The 18,361-nt window shown below is 54.9% G+C and carries 12 protein-coding genes and 2 pseudogenes; 9 read left to right on the top strand and 5 right to left on the bottom strand.

The features are described 5' to 3' along the window. Positions 1–2 precede the first annotated feature (2 nt). The 3 genes and pseudogenes from yidC to MFP24_RS17580 all read left to right on the top strand — a co-directional run bounded on the left by yidC (position 3) and on the right by MFP24_RS17580 (position 4,617). Positions 3–1,640 carry a membrane protein insertase YidC gene (gene yidC, locus MFP24_RS17590; RefSeq protein ID WP_249231582.1) on the top strand — a complete coding sequence of 546 codons (1,638 nt, stop codon included), beginning with the start codon at positions 3–5 and terminating at the stop codon, positions 1,638–1,640. Between the two features lie 77 nt (positions 1,641–1,717). Next, positions 1,718–3,082 carry a tRNA uridine-5-carboxymethylaminomethyl(34) synthesis GTPase MnmE gene (mnmE, locus tag MFP24_RS17585; RefSeq protein WP_249231581.1) on the top strand — a complete coding sequence of 455 codons (1,365 nt, stop codon included), beginning with the start codon at positions 1,718–1,720 and terminating at the stop codon, positions 3,080–3,082. A gap of 319 nt (positions 3,083–3,401) precedes the next feature. Further along, a pseudogene (locus tag MFP24_RS17580) lies at positions 3,402–4,617 on the top strand (tyrosine-type recombinase/integrase). 61 nt (positions 4,618–4,678) lie between these two features. On the opposite strand, the gene MFP24_RS17575 reads toward MFP24_RS17580, so the two are convergent. Next, complete coding sequence (locus MFP24_RS17575; RefSeq protein WP_249231580.1) at positions 4,679–4,903, bottom strand: DUF2188 domain-containing protein; 225 nt, start codon at positions 4,901–4,903, stop codon at positions 4,679–4,681. A 195-nt stretch (positions 4,904–5,098) separates the two neighbouring features. Between MFP24_RS17575 and MFP24_RS17570 the strand changes: the two genes are divergently transcribed. Further along, positions 5,099–5,416: a helix-turn-helix domain-containing protein gene (locus MFP24_RS17570; protein ID WP_038924379.1), complete on the top strand. Its 318-nt coding sequence runs from the start codon at positions 5,099–5,101 to the stop codon at positions 5,414–5,416. Between the two features lie 19 nt (positions 5,417–5,435). Here the strand turns inward: MFP24_RS17570 and MFP24_RS17565 are convergent, their stop codons facing one another. After that, positions 5,436–5,696, bottom strand: a complete 261-nt coding sequence (locus MFP24_RS17565) for a helix-turn-helix domain-containing protein (RefSeq protein WP_112104264.1) — start codon at positions 5,694–5,696, stop codon at positions 5,436–5,438. A 98-nt stretch (positions 5,697–5,794) separates the two neighbouring features. Here MFP24_RS17565 and MFP24_RS17560 point away from each other — a divergent pair, with 98 nt between their 5' ends. Beyond that, positions 5,795–6,133 (top strand): helix-turn-helix domain-containing protein, encoded by a 339-nt coding sequence (locus tag MFP24_RS17560; protein ID WP_249231579.1) that lies wholly within the window; start codon positions 5,795–5,797, stop codon positions 6,131–6,133. Positions 6,134–6,324: 191 nt separating this feature from the next. On the opposite strand, the gene MFP24_RS24105 is transcribed toward MFP24_RS17560, so the two are convergent. From MFP24_RS24105 to MFP24_RS17550, 3 genes and pseudogenes are all read right to left on the bottom strand, one after another. Continuing rightward, on the bottom strand, positions 6,325–7,389 hold the full coding sequence (locus MFP24_RS24105) for a helicase RepA family protein (protein WP_318011347.1): 1,065 nt from the start codon (positions 7,387–7,389) through the stop codon (positions 6,325–6,327). Positions 7,390–7,437: 48 nt separating this feature from the next. Continuing rightward, positions 7,438–8,328 (bottom strand): annotated as a pseudogene (locus tag MFP24_RS24100) (primase-helicase zinc-binding domain-containing protein); the annotation flags it as partial. Continuing rightward, positions 8,325–9,206 (bottom strand): integrase domain-containing protein, encoded by an 882-nt coding sequence (locus MFP24_RS17550; protein ID WP_249231578.1) that lies wholly within the window; start codon positions 9,204–9,206, stop codon positions 8,325–8,327. The pseudogene MFP24_RS24100 and the gene MFP24_RS17550, both read right to left, overlap by 4 nt. A gap of 1,045 nt (positions 9,207–10,251) precedes the next feature. Here MFP24_RS17550 and hsdR point away from each other — a divergent pair. The 4 genes from hsdR to MFP24_RS17530 are packed head-to-tail and all read left to right on the top strand — an operon-like array spanning position 10,252 to position 17,678. Next, entirely contained in the window at positions 10,252–12,642 is a 2,391-nt protein-coding gene (gene hsdR, locus MFP24_RS17545) for an EcoAI/FtnUII family type I restriction enzme subunit R (protein ID WP_249231577.1), read from the top strand. 26 nt (positions 12,643–12,668) lie between these two features. Next, positions 12,669–14,147, top strand: a complete 1,479-nt coding sequence (locus MFP24_RS17540) for a type I restriction-modification system subunit M (RefSeq protein WP_249231576.1) — start codon at positions 12,669–12,671, stop codon at positions 14,145–14,147. After that, a complete protein-coding gene (locus tag MFP24_RS17535) occupies positions 14,144–15,292 on the top strand; it encodes a PDDEXK nuclease domain-containing protein (RefSeq protein ID WP_249231575.1) in 1,149 nt (382 codons plus the stop codon). The genes MFP24_RS17540 and MFP24_RS17535 overlap by 4 nt, the downstream gene beginning before the upstream one ends. Then, on the top strand, positions 15,285–17,678 hold the full coding sequence (locus MFP24_RS17530; protein WP_249231574.1) for a restriction endonuclease subunit S: 2,394 nt from the start codon (positions 15,285–15,287) through the stop codon (positions 17,676–17,678). Before MFP24_RS17535 ends, MFP24_RS17530 begins: the two co-directional genes overlap by 8 nt. The last annotated feature ends 683 nt before the right edge of the window (positions 17,679–18,361 follow it).

Below are 18,361 nucleotides of genomic sequence, written 5' to 3'. Positions count from 1 at the left end.
CGATGGATTCGCAACGCAATCTTCTTCTCATCGCTCTGCTATTCGTAACCTTTATGATCTGGCAGGCCTGGGAAACGGACAAAAATCCGCCAGTGACCACGCAGGCCATACAGCAGGCGACGAATGCAGCCTCCGGTGATGCTACCAACCAGGGCGTACCCGCCAGCGGTCAGGGTCAACCGATCACGGTTAAAACCGACGTGCTGTCTCTGACCATCAATACCCGCGGCGGCGACATCGAGCAAGCGCACCTGCTGGCTTACCCGGATACGCTGGGTTCCGATAACCCCTTCCTGCTGCTGGAAACCTCGCCCGAGTTTGTCTATCAGGCGCAAAGCGGTCTGACCGGCAAAAACGGCCCGGACAACCCGGTTAACGGTCCGCGTCCATTGTATACCGTCACTCAGGATCACTTCGAGCTGGCCGAGGGTCAATACGAATTACGCATTCCGCTGACCTATACCGCGGCTGACGGCGTCACCTACACCAAAACGTTTGTCCTGAAACGCGGCGACTACGCGCTGAACGTTGAATACAACATCAATAACGCCAGCGCGCAGCCGCTGGAGCTGACCCTGTTCGGCCAGTTGAAACAGTCCGTCGAGTTGCCCAAGCACCGCGATACCGGCAGCAGCAACTTTGCGCTGCACACCTATCGCGGCGCGGCGTTCTCCTCCAGCGAAGACAAGTACAAGAAATACAGCTTCGGCGATATCACGGATGAAAACCTGAACATCACCACCAACGGCGGCTGGGTAGCCATGCTGCAACAGTACTTCGCCACCGCCTGGATCCCCACTACCGCGGGGGCCAACACCTTCTATACCAGCAATCTCGGCAACGGGCAGGCGGCGATTGGCTTTAAAGGCGCGCCGGTTGTTGTTACACCGGGCAGCCAGCAGAACCTGAACGCCACCCTGTGGGTCGGCCCGGAAATTCAGGACAAGATGGCCGCCGTCGCGCCGCATCTGGACCTGACCGTTGATTACGGCTGGCTGTGGTTTATTTCTCAGCCGCTGTTCAAGCTGTTGAAATTCCTGCACGGCTTTATCGGCAACTGGGGCTTCTCCATTATCGCCATCACCTTTATCGTGCGCGGTATCATGTACCCGCTGACCAAGGCGCAGTACACCTCGATGGCGAAAATGCGCATGCTGCAGCCGAAGCTGACGGCGATGCGCGAGCGTATCGGCGACGACAAACAGCGCATGAGTCAGGAAATGATGGCGCTGTACAAGTCGGAGAAGGTAAACCCGCTGGGCGGCTGCTTCCCGCTGCTGATTCAGATGCCGATCTTCCTGGCGCTGTACTACATGCTGATGGGCTCCGTCGAACTGCGTCATGCGCCGTTCGCCCTGTGGATCCACGACCTGTCGGCGCAAGACCCGTACTACATTTTGCCGATCCTGATGGGCGTGACGATGTTCTTTATCCAGAAGATGTCGCCGACCACCGTCACCGACCCGATGCAGCAGAAGATCATGACTTATATGCCGGTGATTTTCACCGTGTTCTTCCTGTGGTTCCCGTCGGGTCTGGTGCTGTACTATATCGTCAGCAACCTGGTGACCATCATTCAGCAGCAGTTGATTTACCGTGGTCTGGAAAAACGCGGCTTGCACAGCCGCGAGAAAAAATAACCCCGGTGATGGACAATCATTGAGAATAAGGCGGTCAATGACCGCCTTTTTTTATAACCTGAGAGACAGAGACGACCATGAGCAATACCGACACCATCGTAGCCCAAGCCACGCCACCGGGACGCGGCGGGGTAGGTATTTTACGCGTATCCGGCCGGGCGGCGTCTGCCGTGGCGCAAGCCGTGCTGGGCAAACTGCCCCGGCCGCGCCACGCGGACTATCTGCCCTTTCGCGATAGCGACGGCACGCCTCTCGATCAGGGCATCGCCCTGTGGTTTCCCGGCCCCAACTCCTTCACCGGCGAAGACGTGCTGGAGCTGCAGGGGCACGGCGGCCCGGTGATTCTCGATTTGCTGCTGCAACGTATTCTGGCCCTGCCGGAGGTGCGTATCGCGCGCCCCGGCGAGTTTTCCGAACGCGCCTTCCTGAACGACAAACTCGACCTGGCGCAGGCGGAAGCCATCGCCGACCTGATTGACGCCAGCTCCGAACAGGCGGCCCGCTCGGCGCTTAATTCGCTGCAGGGGGCGTTTTCCGCCCGCATCAACCATCTGGTGGAAGCGCTCACTCACCTGAGAATCTACGTTGAGGCGGCGATTGATTTTCCAGATGAGGAAATTGATTTTCTCTCCGACGGGAAAATTGAAGGGCAGCTCGACAATGTGATGGCCGACCTGGACGCGGTGCGCGTCGAAGCCCATCAGGGCAGCCTGCTGCGCGAAGGCATGAAGGTGGTGATCGCCGGACGGCCCAACGCCGGAAAATCCAGCCTGCTAAACGCGTTGGCCGGGCGGGAAGCGGCGATCGTCACCGATATCGCCGGCACCACCCGCGACGTGCTGCGCGAACATATCCATATCGACGGAATGCCGCTGCATATCATTGATACCGCGGGCCTGCGCGACGCCAATGACGAGGTTGAACGCATCGGCATCGAACGCGCCTGGCAGGAAATAGAACAGGCCGACCGCGTGCTGTTTATGGTCGACGGCACCACCACTCAAGCCGTGGAGCCCGCGGCCATCTGGCCTGAGTTTATGGCCCGCTTACCCAAAACCCTGCCGATTACCGTGGTGCGCAATAAAGCCGACATCACCGGCGAACCGATGGGGCTTGAAAATGTAAGTGATTACTCACTTATTCGCCTCTCGGCGCGCACCGGAGAAGGCATAGAGACATTGCGCGAGCATCTCAAGCAAAGCATGGGATTCACCAGCAGCACAGAGGGCGGCTTCCTGGCCCGCCGTCGCCACCTGCAAGCGCTGGAACAGGCGGCGCAACATCTGATTCAGGGCAAAGAACAGTTAGTGAGCGCTTACGCCGGAGAGCTATTGGCAGAGGAACTGCGCCTGGCGCAACAGGCATTGAGCGAAATCACCGGCGAATTCACCTCCGATGACCTGCTGGGACGGATTTTTTCCAGCTTCTGCATCGGCAAGTAACGCTGAGTCTGTAAGCGTCCACTTACTTCCACTGATCCCGCATAGTTCCTTGTTATGCGGGATTTTTTGTTCTATTGATGTTTATTCGCTTCCATCGAGAGCCAGGGATTTTTGTGTCCATGGCCGTGTCCATCGTCATTTTTCCCTTGTGTCCATGGTTGTTTTTTGAGCAAAAAATTGCGTATTATGGACACACGAAGCAGTACAAAAAACAATCAAACTTCGCTAACCATGGACACATCAGGCATGTTTTACTCTAAAAAACCATACATAACATAAAGATACCATCATCACATATGGACACGTTAAAGAGGTACATATGGCGCTTTCAGATACAAAAATCAGAAGTCTGTCAGCAAAAAGTCGGGCATATCAGGTTGCCGACAACGGCGGGCTGGTCATAGAGGTACTGCCCACGGGCCGCAAGGTCTGGCGCTTGCGCTACCGTTTCAATGGCAAGTCGCAGAAAGCAACCCTGGGCGAATACCCCGCTTTCTCGCTGGCGGAAGCGCGCCTCTGGCGTGAAAAATGCCGCTCGATGATTGCCCATGGCGTCAGCCCGGCACAAGGAAGAGAAAGCCAAACAGAAAGAGCCGACCACCGTCGAAGCCTTCGCCAAACGCTGGCTGACCGACATTATCGAAAAAACCACCCGTCAGCCGCGCAACCTTGTCCGAGTTATCAATAAAGACATTATCCCGGTTATCGGGCACATCCAGCTTGAAGCGCTTACCACCGCCGACGTACAGACGGTGATCGATCGCATCAAACTGCGTGGTTCGGACCACGTCGCCCTGCTCACCCGCAACGTGCTGAAACGTATGCTGGCCTATGCCATCTCGCGCGGCATCATCTTTAACAATCCCGCCGCGGCCATTGAGGCTCGTTATATTGCGCAGGCTACCAGCCGTGACGTGGCGCTGACGCCACAAGAGATCGGCATACTGCTGCGCGGCATTTATACCTCGGGCATGAACCGGCGACATAAGTTAGCGTTGCATCTGCTGATTTTGTGCATGGTGCGTAAAAGCGAGCTTATTGAAGCGACATGGGATGAAATCAATTTCGTTACCGCCGAATGGCGCATCCCTGCCGAACGCATGAAAATGGATAATCCACATATCGTCCCGCTCTCCGGCCAGGCATTGGCAATGTTTGAAGAACTTAAATTTTTGGCTGGCGACTCACCCTATGTTTTCCCCAGCCGCAACGACTATCGCCACCCTATTTCCAAAACCACCTTAAATACCGCCGTGCGCACGCTGAATCTCGACGTTCGGGATTTCGTTATCCATGATTTCCGCCGCACGGCCAGCACATTACTGCACGAACAGGGCTACAACTCTGATTGGGTGGAAAAATCTCTGGCTCACAAGATTTCAGGCGTGCGCGGCGTCTACAACCGCGCGGAATATCTCGGACAGCGCCGGGAAATGCTTCAGGCATGGGCGGATTTTGTCGATGCGCAGATTGAAGAAGGCCGCAAGGTGATTATCGGCCGGTTTGGGAAGGCGTATAAAGCGGATACAGATTAGTAATCCTTGACCTTTCAAAAGCCCTCAATACAGAGGGCTTTGATTAGGTATAGATAAGCGATTAGCCCTTTGGCGGAAAGGGATCTTTTCCATAAGTATTACGCTCACGGATTTTTCCATTTTCACCATGGATGAAGACCTCACTCGCTTGATTTTTCGCAATACCGCGCGCGGCTTCAAAAGCTTCTTGCTGCGTACGATGATGCGAAGTATCACGGGTATTATTCTCTCCCCGTACAGCCCATCCGTCTTCACGTTTGATAACATGCTGATTTTTACCGGTCATGGATCACCTCCTTAATAAGTATTCATGACACTGTATAAATTACCACCACAGAACAGAAAAAATCAACATGTTGATCATTTTTTAATTTAAAAACACTACATGTAGTTTATTCATACCTCAGTGATAGTGATCATCAAAGAAAAACTACGATGTTCGTAGTATCTGCAACTCCTCATAACTACGACTATCGTAGTTATGAACACACCTCGATCACGCAGCGATATTTTCAGCAAACGTTTAAAGGATGCCCGGCAGTTGCGGGGGCTATCCCAGAAAGGGCTGGGTATCGCCGCCGGCATTGATGAGTTCGTTGCCAGCGCGCGCATTAACCGCTACGAGAAAGGCGTCCACGAAGCCAATATAATGACAGCCAGCCGTCTGGCGCAGGCGTTACATGTCCCGCTGGCGTACTTCTACGCGGACGACGATAATCTGGCTAAGATGATCCTGAAATTCTCCGAACTGCCTGCCGCGCAACAAACCAGGCTACTTGCTTCGCTCGATAGCCAATGAACAAAGTAATGCGATCGCGTTACTCAGGCCGCTTCCCTCTGATTTTCACCTTTCGGTCGATGAGTTTCCCCACCCCATCGTAGTAACGGCTCGGCCAGATCTCGGCAGGATGAATGCCCAAAGCGTCAGCGATTAACCATTCGCCTTTCGGCCACGGGCGTGTCAGCACATTTGCCAGCGTGGATGAACTCAATCCGGCGGAGCGGGAAAGCGCAGCCATTGTTGTGCCCTGTTTGCGCAAGGCGGCGATAATATCTGCCTGATGCCAGTCGTTTTTCATGTGACCCCCTAACCTTTCGTCGTAAAAGGAACATGCACAACTCAATACTACGTTATTCGTAGTATCACGCTCAAGCAAAAACTACGATTCTCGTAGCCATGAAGAGCAAACCCAATTATCACGACATTTTCTGTCAGCGGCTTAAGCAGGCGCGTCTGGCGAAAGGGCTATCGCAAAAACAGCTCGGCATTGAGGCCGGGATCGATGAATTTGTCGCTAGCCCCCGCATCAATCGTTACGAAAGAGGCGTGCATGAAGCCAACACCGAGACGATTCAACTGCTGGCGGACGTGCTGGGCGTACCGTTAGCCTATTTTTACACCGCCGATAATGAACTAGCCGAACTGATACTGGTATTTCAGGCTCTGTCGCCTGAGGAGAAACCAGAAATTCTGGCGCTGGTGAAAAGCCGGGCTGAACGGCCTCGTCAGGCGTGATTTCCCCCATTTTCCTTTGACCCGCCAGCGCCACACTTTTGCCCCCACTGAAAACAGACATATCCCTGCTCAGGCTAGTCATAGCGCAGCATTGAGCGATTCCCCCCACCTGGGCGTCGTATACAGGCGGGAAGTGGGGGGATCCGGTTTTTTTGGGCCGGATCCCCCCATCAGTACCACCATGTTCCCGTTTATTCCCCCAGATACCCGGCAAGGCGGATCGTTTCTCCCTCCAGCTCAATCAGGCCGTCTTTCTCCAGCTTGAGCAGCCAGCGGGTAAACTTTTTATCCACATTCATCCCTTTTACGCGCAGATCGTCGCGCAACTGCGATCGGGTACAGACTTCGCGCGCCTTAAGAGCCTGCCAGACAGCGATGTGATTGACGGTCAGATGGGGGATACCGGCCAACTCCGGGTAAGCATCGGTTCCGTCCCGGAGTTCCCTCGGCTGGTCGTTCAGCACCAGCGAATCAACCGGCTCGCCGTCCTCATCAACATAGACCGTAACCGGCGTCAGGTCGTAAGCCGCCGGCGCGGGCGGTTCGGCATCTTTCATTTTGGTACAGCTCAATACCAGCGCATTGCCGTTACTTTCCCGCCGGACGTTGAACTCCGCATCCAGCGCGGCCTGAAACGCGCTGGAGCCGCGCGCGCCCCGCTCCAGATCTTTGCCGGAATGATGAACGATCAACACCGATGCCTGCGTAGCGGCCTTGATGGCATCGCACCCCTGAATAAATGCGCCCATATCCTTAGCCGTGTTCTCATCTGAACCGCCAAAGCAGCGGGCCAGCGTATCGAGAATAATCAACCGGACCGGCATCCCGGTCTCTCGTTTAACGTCATTCGCCGCCTGTATTACCTGCTTTACACTCTCGCTACTGGCCGGAAATACCGGACAATCGACCCGAAACAGGGTATCAACAGGGCTGCTGCCGTTCAGCGTCTGCTCCCAGGCGCGGATCCGCCGCGGCACGCCGATACCGCCTTCACCCACCACATAAATCACTGCGCCCTGATTGACCAGCCGGTTGGCCCACGGTTTACCGGTGGCGATATGGCAGGCCCAGGATACCGCCAGAAACGATTTATACGACCCGCTGGCCCCGTAGATGCTGCATAGCGAATGACCGGCGAGATGCCCCTTAATCAGGTAATCCTGCCGGGCATCGTAGCCCTCAGAGCCCCGGCGCAGCGGCAGCGTGGAGGTAAAGACGAGCTCATGGTCATCGGGAGTCATAATGGGCATCTCCATGGAAGAAAGCTGGCGGTAAAAAGTGCGCCGGGCAACGTCACGGCCGTTATGACGCAGATAATCGTCCCAGTCGGCGGCGATATCGCCGGGCGGCAATACGGCAAAACCGTTCACCTGTCGGGCGGCATATTCGGCCTGTTTCCGGCCGGTATTTTCACCTGTGCCATTGTCGTTATCGCCAGCCAGGATAAGGCGGGCATGAGGATTTTTTTCACGTAAGGATCGGGCGACATGCAGCAGGTTATTCGCCGACAAGGCTGCATAGGTTGCAGCTCCTGTCAGAGACTGAACCGCCAGCGCCGTAGCGTAACCTTCGGCGATGGCGATGTCAGAATGATCTTCACCGGCAGGCAAAGCAATAAAACAGCCTTTTAGCCGCGAACCGGGCAGCAGACGTTTATCGCCTGCGGGACTGATAAGCTGCGCGCCGGTCACATCACCTTCGCTATCCCGAAGCGTTAACACCAGCGAACCCGGCCCAAAAACGGCATCGGCAATATGCACTGGTGCGCCCTCTGTCAGTACGTGCTCACTTCGTTGATACCCCTTAGCCTGCAAATAAGGCGACTCACCACAGGCACAGCGGGACAGCAACGCTGAAACCTTCTCGCTGATATCTGGCGGTGAAGATTGCGCTTTTCCCCTGGCTGGCGATATTGCCTGCCTGTCTTCCACCGAGGCGACCAGCTTTGCCGCCTCCGTCAGGGAGCACTGATGCACTTTCGCCACCAGATCCAGACCGTCACCGGCCCGGCACTGATTGCAGAACCAGGTGCCCCGGCCTTCAAGGTCATCGAAACGAAAACGGTCTTTACCGCCACAAATCGGGCAAGGACCGTGTCGATGGTGGGCCGGAACGCGGATATTTAACGCAGAAAGAACGGCAGGCCAGCGATAACAAGCGCTATGGGTTATCTCAGTAACAAACTTACCCGTCATTGCGCCACCTCCTGCCCGTACACCTGCCGGATGTAGCGCCCGCGTCCGTCTCCATGGCCTAAATCCATTGATGTCAGCGCATAGGCTTCCCTGCGGCTGAAGCCCTGCTGCCGGTAATGGCGAATGGCATCCTGAGCCCAGGCATAACGCAGACTGTGCGGGGAATATTGTCCTTTCAGACCGGCCGAAGTGGTTTGGTAATGCCATCGATTCATGGCGGTTTTCAGGTCGGGTTTGTCAATCAGGCGGCCGTTACGCGTAGCGGCAATTGCTAACGCTTCACGGACAACCTGCGTCACGGCCTCACGGTTCAACACCATGGTCTGGCGCGGACGCCCGCCTTTGGTGCCGTAGACAACCGGCAGACGTTCGTCGCCCCTGGCCAGCGCCGCGGCCCAATAGGATAGCGACTGCGAGCACTGCACCGCCTCCTGCGAGCGCAGGCCCATTAGCCGGGCCAGTTGCAGCGTGACGGCTACGCCGGCATCTTTTTGCCGCAGGGTGGTCAGAACGACCTGATAATGCTCCGGGGTAATGGCGGCGCGCGTGCCGCTCCGGCTGGCACCACCTAATCCCAGCGCTTTATTGCTAATCCGTTCGGATCCCGCCAGTATTTCCCGCCCGGCCTCACGCAGAATAACTCGCACCGCCGCCATCTCATTGTGCAACGTACGCAGCGATATTCCCTGCGTAAGACGGTCGGCGATGTAACTCTCAATATGTTTCGCTTTCAGATGCTGTACCGAGCGTACCTGAATATTCAGCGACAGCAGATGACGGCCGATCCGCTCGGCCATTTTCAGCCGATCGTGAACGGTTTTGTAACTACCAGCGGCCCGCCGGGCCAGTTTCTGCATCTCACGAGTTAACTGTGACATAGCGTTTACCTCAGTCTTCGGCGCGAGGTTGCCTGCGGCACAGGGCGAACCTATGCCGTGCTGAACAATACCTGTGCGCCGGAGTGTCTGGGGTTTGGGTATCACGGGAACCGGTTATGCACTCAGTGCAACCGCCTGCGTTAGCAGGAACGTTCCCCAGGCTGAAAGCCTGCCTTCAGGTATCGGTTCAGTCCTCCTTAGTTGAATGGTTGATAAATGTTGACGCAGCCAACAGGGCGTCAGATGACAGGTCGCGTCAGAAAGCGAGACAGCACAAGCGCTGGCGCGGCGGCCGGGGCAACGTCACTTCGAGCCGCGCTGCGGACGAAGTGACGTTGCTGCCTCATGGATAAACTAAGCTGAGGCAATAAAAGGCCACGCCCACAGGCTGCGCCAGTTCCGAACGATTGGTAAAAGCAGGGCGTGCGTCAGAGATAACGCAGCATTGAGATAAAACAGGACGCACGATTTCGGGCTGACGAAAGCCGTAAACACGCTAAGAGAAAAACAGAGATGCAGCCATGATGGCGCAGGAAAAAAAGGTCGCTACCACCGCCGGAGCGGCCACCCGCGCTGCCGGTAGCGTTAGCGGGTTGGGCGTCGACCACACAGGTTTGGCCTGTGCGTTGCCTGGAAGGTCGTGGCAACGTGGGATGTTGTTGGGATATGGATTGTATAGAAAATGAGCATACATCGTGAGCTGGGAAATTACAAGACTGTCGCGCCTTGCCGGGCATTTCTGATCGACGGCGATGAACACACGCTGATACAATCATTGGCCAACATGTCATTGGACTCGTGATCATGAAGCGTTGCATTGTCGACGGCCGAACAGACCGCCCACGCAGGGGAGCGAGAGACGCCAATCGTTTGTTTGCCCTCTCTGGCATTGCTGGCCGTAGTGCTCTCGAACAACAACCGCCGTCTGCGGCGCAGGATCCACGACAAACAACCCAAGTCACTGACAGGACTGGCTGAACTTTGTGGCCGTAAGGTGCCAAATATAAGGCGTAAGGGGAAACCAGCATGGAAGAAATAACATCCTATGAATAAGCAGGCGCTCAGCGAACGCGACATCTGCACAAAATTCATCACGCCGGCTCTGGAAAAGGCCGGATGGGACGTCCTGACCCAAGTACGCGAAGAATTCCTGCTGACCAAGGGGCGTATCATCGTGCGCGGCAAACTACATACTCGTGGCCAGCACAAACGCGCCGACTATGTGTTATTCCACAAGCCAAACCTACCCATCGCCATCATCGAAGCCAAGGACAACAAGCATGCCATCGGCGCGGGCATGCAACAGGCCCTCGGCTACGCTGAAATGCTGCAAGTACCTTTCGTGTTCAGCAGCAATGGCGACGGCTTCCTGTTCCACAACAAGATCGCGAAAGATGGCATCATCGAACGCGAACTGAGCCTGGATGAATTCCCCAGCGCCGAGACCCTGTGGCAATGGTGGACAGAACATCAGGGGCTGGACACGCAGCAACAAACGCTGGTTGCCCAAGACTACTATAGCGACGGCAGCAACAAGACACCTCGCTACTACCAATTGCTCGCCATCAACAAAACCATCGAGGCGATTGCCAAGGGACAAAAACGCATCCTGCTGGTGATGGCCACGGGTACCGGCAAAACCTATACCGCTTTCCAGATCATCTGGCGCCAGTGGAGGTCGCGAGCCAAGAAACGCATCCTATTCCTGGCCGATCGCAACATCCTGATCGATCAGACCATGACCAACGACTTCAAGCCGTTCGGTGCAGCGATGACCAAAATCCATAAACGGCAAGCCAACAAGTCTTATGAGATCTACCTGTCGCTTTACCAAGCCGTGACCGGTCATGAAGAAGAAAAGAACATCTATAAGCAGTTCAGTCCGGAATTCTTCGATCTAATCGTCATCGACGAATGCCACCGGGGCAGTGCCTCAGCGGACTCCGCCTGGCGTGAAATCCTGGAGTATTTTCATTCCGCCACCCAGATCGGCCTGACCGCCACGCCGAAGGAAACCAAGGAAGTTTCCAACATCAACTATTTCGGCGATCCCATCTACACATATTCGCTACGTCAGGGCATTGATGATGGCTTCCTCGCCCCCTACAAAGTGGTACGCATCGATTTCGACAAAGACCTGGCCGGCTGGCGTCCCGACAAAGGCATGCTCGACAAACACGGTAACGAGATCGAAGACCGCATCTACAACCAGCGTGACTTCGATCGCACGCTAGTGCTGGAACAACGGACACAACTGGTGGCACGCAAAATCAGCGAGTACCTGAAAGCCAGTAACCGCTTCGACAAGACCATCGTTTTCTGCGACAACATCGACCATGCCGAACGCATGCGCCAGGCCTTGGTCAATGAAAACGCCGACCTGGTCGCGCAGAATCATCGCTACGTCGTGCGCATCACCGGCGATAATGAAGAAGGAAAGATGGAGCTGGACAACTTCATCTTCCCGGAAAGCAAATACCCGGTCATCGCCACTACCTCCAAGTTGATGACCACAGGCGTCGATGCCCAGACCTGCAAACTTATCGTGCTGGATCAACGCATCCAGTCGATGACCGAGTTCAAGCAGATCATCGGCCGGGGTACTCGCATTAACGAGGATTTCGATAAATATTGGTTCACCATCCTCGATTTCAAGAAAGCGACCGAGCTTTTTGCCGACCCAACCTTTGACGGCGATCCCGTGCAGATTTATGAGCCAGGCCCCGCCGACTCACCGCTTCCCCCTGAAGAAGAGGATGAGGAGGGTTCCACTGACGAAGACTTCCCCTACCCAATGCCGGACGACAACCCGACGCCATCCGGTGGTGTCGCTGAACCTCTCCCAGGCGAAGGCGGCGGTGGGGTGCGCCGCTATATTGTCGCCAATGTCGAAGTGAAGGTGGTGGCCGAACGGGTTCAGTACTTCGACGCCAACGGCAAGCTGATCACCGAGTCCTTGAAGGACTACACCCGCAATACCTTAGCCAAAGAATTCGCCTCGCTCGACGATTTCCTGCGCCACTGGAGCAAGGCCGAGAAGAAACAAACCATCATCGACGAACTGGCCAACCAGGGGATCTTTTTCGAAGCGTTGGCCGAAGAGGTGGACAAGCAATCCGGCAAGGATTTCGATCCCTTTGATTTACTATGCCATGTGGCTTGGGATCAACCCCCGCTCACGCGCAAAGAACGCGCTGAGCAAGTCAAAAAGCGCCATTATTTCGCCAAGTATGGCGAGCAGGCGCAGAAGGTACTCGAAGCCCTGCTCGACAAATATGCCGATGAAGGCGTGGCCACCATTGAGGAAACACAGATCCTCGCCATCGCCCCATTCAACAGCTTGGGTACGCCGCTCGAACTGGTGCGTGCCTTTGGCGGCAAAATTCAATACCAACAGGCCATCAGCGAGCTTGAACAAGAACTCTATCGCGCCTGAATCAGAACTAGAACTAGGAAGTATCCATGTCACTTGCAACTCTAATCAAAGCTATCCAAGACATTATGCGCAAAGATGTCGGCGTCGATGGTGACGCCCAGCGCATCAGCCAGATCTGCTGGTTGTTGTTTTTAAAGATTTTCGACGACAAGGAACAGGAGTGGGAACTGACTCAGTCCAGCTACCGCTCGCCGCTGCAAAGCCGTTTTCGCTGGAGCAATTGGGCCAAGGATCCGGAAGGCATGACCGGCGAAGAACTGATCGATTTCGTTAACAACGACCTCTTTCCCGCCTTGAAGCAGCTTGCCTACAAGGCGGGCGTCTCCGCGCAGGGTCGGGTGATCGGCTCGGTGTTCGAGGATGCCTACAACTACATGAAATCCGGCACGCTGCTGCGCCAGGTGATCAACACCATCGAAGAGGACGTGGATTTCAACAAGTCCAGCGATAGACACCTGTTCAACGACATCTACGAGAAAATCCTCGCCGATCTGCAATCGGCCGGCAATGCCGGTGAGTACTATACCCCACGAGCGGTCACACAGTTTATGGTCGATATCCTCGACCCGAAACTTGGCGAAAGCATCCTCGACCCGGCTTGCGGCACGGGCGGCTTCCTGACCTGCACCATCGAGCATCTCCAGAAGCAGGTCAAGACACCGGAAGACAACCGACTGCTGCAAGAGAACATCCATGGCGTCGAGAAGAAACCCCTGCCGCACATGCTGGCGATGACCAACATGATGCTGCACGGTATCGACGTGCCTTCCCGCATTCGCCACGACAACACCCTGGCCCGCCCCTTCAAGGACTACGGCCCGCGCGACCGGGTGGACGTTATCATCACCAATCCTCCGTTCGGCGGTATGGAAGAAGACGGCATCGAGAAGAACTTCCTCGCCAAGCACCAGACCCGCGAAACCGCCGACCTGTTCATGGCGCTGATCATGCATCTGCTCAAGCACGACACAAGCCGAGCCGCCGTGGTGTTACCGGACGGCTTCCTGTTTGGAGAGGGGGTAAAAACCACCCTCAAGCGCGAGCTGCTGGAAGACTTCAACCTGCACACCGTTGTTCGCCTTCCAAAGGGGGTGTTCGCTCCCTACACCAGCATCGCCACCAACATCTTGTTCTTTGAGAAAGGTGGGCCCACGCAAGATGTATGGTTCTTCGAGCACCCCTACCCGGAAGGCTACAAAAGCTATTCCCGTTCCAAGCCGCTGACCATCGAGGAATTCGAGCGCGAGAAAGCCTGGTGGGGCGGCCCGCAGCGTAAGGGACGCAAGACTACCGAGCATGCCTGGAAGATTTCAGCAAAAGAACTTGCCGCCCGCAATTACAACCTGGACAGCAAGAATCCGTGCCAAGTCGACGTCAAACTCGGCGACCCTGATGAGCTTATGGCCGAATATCAAGACATCACCCGCCAGTTGCAGACCGCTCAACAGGCGCTGAAAAACCAACTGCTGGCCGCGCTCAAGGCCACCAGCGGGGAACAGTCATGAACGCACACTTGCCAGCCAACTACCCCGCATTGCTAACCGACATCAAGCAACGAGTCCGTCATGCCCAGGTACGAGCCATGCTGGCGGTCAACGCTGAACTGCTCCGCCTGTACTGGGACATCGGCGCTCTGATCGACCAACGCCAGAAACAAGAAGGCTGGGGCGCCGCCGTCATCCCCCGGCTGGCGAAAGACCTGCATAACGAATTGCCGGAAGAAAAAGGCTTTTCGGAACGTAACATCAAGCGCATGCTGGCCTTCTACCGCGAGTATCCGCATCTAGCCACCTGCGTCGAGAGCGCCGAGAAAGTGCCACAAGCCGTGGCACGGATCGCCACCAAGGGAAAAGGGCCACAGGCTGTGGCACAAAGCTGCGAAGATCCGGTTCCACCAGCAGATGCCACCCCCATATTCCCAACCGATCTTCTGCTGTCCTTGCCCTGGGGCCACCATGCCGAGCTAATCGCCAAAGTCAAGGATCCGGCCACGCGCCAGTGGTACATGCGCGCCGCCATTGAGAACGGCTGGAGCCGAAACATCCTGTTGATGCAGATCGAAACCGACGCGCATCAGCGGCAGGGCAAGGCCGCTAGTAACTTCGCGCTACGCCTACCCCCTTCGGATTCCGACCTTGTGCAGCAAACTCTCAAGGACCCTTACCTATTTGACTTCCTGACGCTGGAAGCAGGCTTTCATGAGCGCGAGCTGGAAACCGGCCTGATCGGCCATCTGGAAAAATTCCTGCTGGAATTGGGACAGGGCTTCGCCTTCGTCGGGCGGCAGTTCCATCTTGATCTTGGCGGAGACGATTTCTACATCGATCTGCTGTTCTATCACCTTAAACTGCGTTGCTACGTGGTCATCGACCTCAAACGCGGCGACTTCAAGCCTGAGTATGCCGGCAAGATGAATTTCTACTGCAATGTCGTGGACGACAAGCTGCGCCACGAAACCGACAAGCCCACCATCGGCCTGATCCTGTGCCAGAAATCCAACCGCGTGCTGGCCGAATACGCCCTGCGCGGCATGGAAAAACCCATCGGCGTGTCCAGCTTCGAACTTACACGCGCACTGCCGGAAACCCTGCAAAGCAGCCTGCCCAGCATCGAACAGATCGAGCGCGAACTGGGAGGCGAGCATGAATAAGCACACCGCCGAACTGTTGGAAAAGCACTTCGATACCGCCTTCGCCGCGCCCGACGGCATCAAAAAGCTACGCGAACTGATCCTGACGTTGGCCATGCAGGGCAGGCTGGTGCCGCAAGACCCAAGCGACCAGCCTGCCAGCGAGCTGCTGAAAGAGATCGAAGCCGAAAAGCAGCGGATGGTGAAGGAAGGCAAGATCAGGAAGCCCAAGCCATTGCCGCCAGTGACAGAGGGAGAAAAGCCTTATGCGTTGCCGCAGGGGTGGGAGTGGGTGAGATTGGGAAACATCGGCCTTATCAACCCTCGCAACAACGCAGATGATGCTATGTTGGCTGGGTTTGTGCCCATGCCGCTAATCCAAGAGGGTTACTCGGAATTTCATTCCTTTTACGAGCGTCCATGGAGTAAGATTAAAAAAGGCTATACACATTTCACAAACGGTGATGTTGGGATGGCCAAGATCACTCCATGCTTTGAAAATGCAAAATCCTGCGTATTTTCTAATCTTCCCAATGGAATTGGCGCGGGAACAACCGAACTTCATATTTTTCGCAACGCCTTTCACGCAGTTGATCCACGATATCTCCTCTTCTTTTTAAAAAATCCAAAATTCATTTCTAAAATGGCGGCAAGAATGACAGGTTCAGCAGGCCAGAAACGTGTGCCAACGCCGCTGTTTACGAAATTGGAATTACCTTTGCCTCCAAAATCGGAGCAACACCGCATTGTCGCCAAAATAGACGAACTGATGGCCCGCTGCGACGAACTGGAAAAACTGCGCGTCGCACAGCAGGAAAAGCGCCTGACCGTCCATGCCGCCGCCATCAGGCAGTTACTGAACATCACCGAACCCGATCAACACCGACACGCCCGAGCCTTCCTCGCCAAACACTTCGGCGAGCTCTATACCGTCAAGGAAAACGTCGCCGAACTGCGCAAGGCCATCCTGCAACTGGGGGTCATGGGCAAACTCGTTCCACAGAACCCAAACGACCAGCCTGCCAGCGAACTGCTGAAAGAAATCGAAGTCGAGAAGCAACGACTAGTGGAGACAGGAAAGATCAAGAAGCCTAAGCGATTACAATCGGTAACAGAGGAAGAAAAGCCTTATGTTTTACCGCAAGGGTGGGAATGGAGCCGGCTAGGCTATCTCGCCTTGTCGAGTGATTCGGGATGGAGTCCTCAGTGTCTCCCGGAAATGCGCAAAGACCAAGAGTGGGGCGTTCTTAAAGTCAGTGCCGTCTCTTGGGGAAAATTCAATCCGCACGAGAATAAGGCACTTCCAGCGTCGCTGGCCCCAAGGATGGAGTGCGAAGTCAAGTGTGGCGATTTCCTCATATCACGAGCGAATACGGATGAACTCGTTGCGCGAAGCGTAGTCGTTGAAGAAACTCCACCTCACCTGATGATGAGCGACAAGATCGTCAGATTTAGGCTGAGCAATAGCGTAAATAAGGCGTTTGTTAACATGGTTAACGGTGTTCCATATTCACGCACCTACTATATGGGAAATGCATCTGGAACCAGCAGTTCCATGAAGAACGTGAGTAGGGAGACAATAAGTCTTCTTCCTGTTCCGCTTCCTCCTATTGCCGAGCAAAATCGCATCGTCGCCAAAATCAATGAACTAATGGCGCTTTGTGATGAACTGGATCAACAGATTGACACCACAGTCAGCAAACAAGATAAATTGCTGAATGCTCTGATGCACGCCCAATTGCAAAGCAACACAGAGGAAAAAAACCAACCAGAGTTGCTTTCAAAAGACCAAGTAATTGACCTGACGACCTACCGCACCTCCATTGGATGTTATGCGATCAACAAACTCGCCAACGCCCAATATTTCGGTCGAACGGCTGCCGCCAAGGTGATGTATCTAGCGCAAGCGCATATCGGTCTAGAACTGGATCTGAAACCTGAGCGTGAAGCCGCCGGTCCACTGGATATCTGGATTTATGATTTCGAGCGACAAGGTCAAAACAAGGGTTGGTTCGTGGTCAATGAAAAGACTTTGGCAAGCGGCAGAAAAAAGACGGAATACCGCTGCCTGTCGGCATTGACAGAGCCATCAGCAAAGGCCGAAAAACTGATGTCGTCTGAGCAGAAGGCTGAGTTTGATCGCCTGATCTACGCGCTGGCCGACAAAAAAACCGAAGAGGTTGAAATCATCGCCACGCTGTTCGCCGTCTGGAACGATTTCCTGATCGACAGCGTCCAGCCTACAGATGAGCAGATCATTACGGACATGCGTGAAAACTGGCACGAGCGTAAAGCTCGCTTCTCACCATCCGATCTCAAGCCGTGGCTTTCCTGGTTACGCAAGGAAGGTTTTATCCCTCGCGGGCTGCCACCAAGAACCACTCAGTTGCAACGGCTTGGCGTTTGATTCTAAAGGAAGCCTCCACCATGCGCGTCACCATAATCCATCCACATAATGGTCAGATAGGGGTGAAGCGCAGGGGATGCTTCCTGTCTTGGTGAGAAGGCTAACTTGCCATCAGCGCGAATCACGGTAATTGCCACGCCGAATGGCGACTACGTCAATTCGCCCAGCTGACAAGCGATATTTGTCGCATCAAGCTGATGGTCACTGTCTGGCGCGACTGTTTATTCGCTGAAAAACACTCATCGGAATCTGAAAAACTATGAGATTCAATAGATTATTCATGATTCATTTTTTGTGTCCATAAATGTGCCCATCTCACAAAAACGCACCAACAAACATCATCATAAATCAAACGGATAAACCACAACGCCACTTTCTGCATCGCGTAACGCTGAGTCTGTAAGCGTCCACTTACTTCCACTGATCCCGCATAGTTCCTTGTTATGCGGGATTTTTTGTTCTATTGATGTTTATTCGCTTCCATCGAGAGCCAGGGATTTTTGTGTCCATGGCCGTGTCCGTCATCATTTTTGATCTTACCCGGCAATAATTTCGTGATGCTTTCGTCCGGGCAAAGCAACACGATGGTGCGCCACGCCTGACTGATCCCCATACGTTTGCCGGATCAGAGGGGAAAGGTCGCTGGTATTGAGCCTGTACACTGTACAGGCCTGAGCATGAAC

The sequence above is a fragment of the Brenneria tiliae genome (assembly GCF_023347575.1).
Lineage (GTDB): Bacteria > Pseudomonadota > Gammaproteobacteria > Enterobacterales > Enterobacteriaceae > Brenneria > Brenneria corticis.
This window is presented reverse-complemented; position numbering and strand designations above follow the sequence as displayed.

What these genes read in the sequence shown, in the direction of transcription:
- MFP24_RS17575 (WP_249231580.1), bottom strand. Translation starts at nt 4,903, where the DNA reads ATGACCGGTAAAAATCAGCATGTTATCAAACGTGAAGACGGATGGGCT.
- MFP24_RS24105 (WP_318011347.1), bottom strand. Translation starts at nt 7,389, where the DNA reads ATGGAGATGCCCATTATGACTCCCGATGACCATGAGCTCGTCTTTACC.
- MFP24_RS17530 (WP_249231574.1), top strand. Translation starts at nt 15,285, where the DNA reads ATGAATAAGCACACCGCCGAACTGTTGGAAAAGCACTTCGATACCGCC.
- hsdR (WP_249231577.1), top strand. Translation starts at nt 10,252, where the DNA reads ATGAATAAGCAGGCGCTCAGCGAACGCGACATCTGCACAAAATTCATC.
- MFP24_RS17560 (WP_249231579.1), top strand. Translation starts at nt 5,795, where the DNA reads ATGAAGAGCAAACCCAATTATCACGACATTTTCTGTCAGCGGCTTAAG.
- MFP24_RS17550 (WP_249231578.1), bottom strand. Translation starts at nt 9,206, where the DNA reads ATGTCACAGTTAACTCGTGAGATGCAGAAACTGGCCCGGCGGGCCGCT.
- mnmE (WP_249231581.1), top strand. Translation starts at nt 1,718, where the DNA reads ATGAGCAATACCGACACCATCGTAGCCCAAGCCACGCCACCGGGACGC.
- MFP24_RS17540 (WP_249231576.1), top strand. Translation starts at nt 12,669, where the DNA reads ATGTCACTTGCAACTCTAATCAAAGCTATCCAAGACATTATGCGCAAA.
- MFP24_RS17565 (WP_112104264.1), bottom strand. Translation starts at nt 5,696, where the DNA reads ATGAAAAACGACTGGCATCAGGCAGATATTATCGCCGCCTTGCGCAAA.
- yidC (WP_249231582.1), top strand. Translation starts at nt 3, where the DNA reads ATGGATTCGCAACGCAATCTTCTTCTCATCGCTCTGCTATTCGTAACC.
- MFP24_RS17570 (WP_038924379.1), top strand. Translation starts at nt 5,099, where the DNA reads ATGAACACACCTCGATCACGCAGCGATATTTTCAGCAAACGTTTAAAG.
- MFP24_RS17535 (WP_249231575.1), top strand. Translation starts at nt 14,144, where the DNA reads ATGAACGCACACTTGCCAGCCAACTACCCCGCATTGCTAACCGACATC.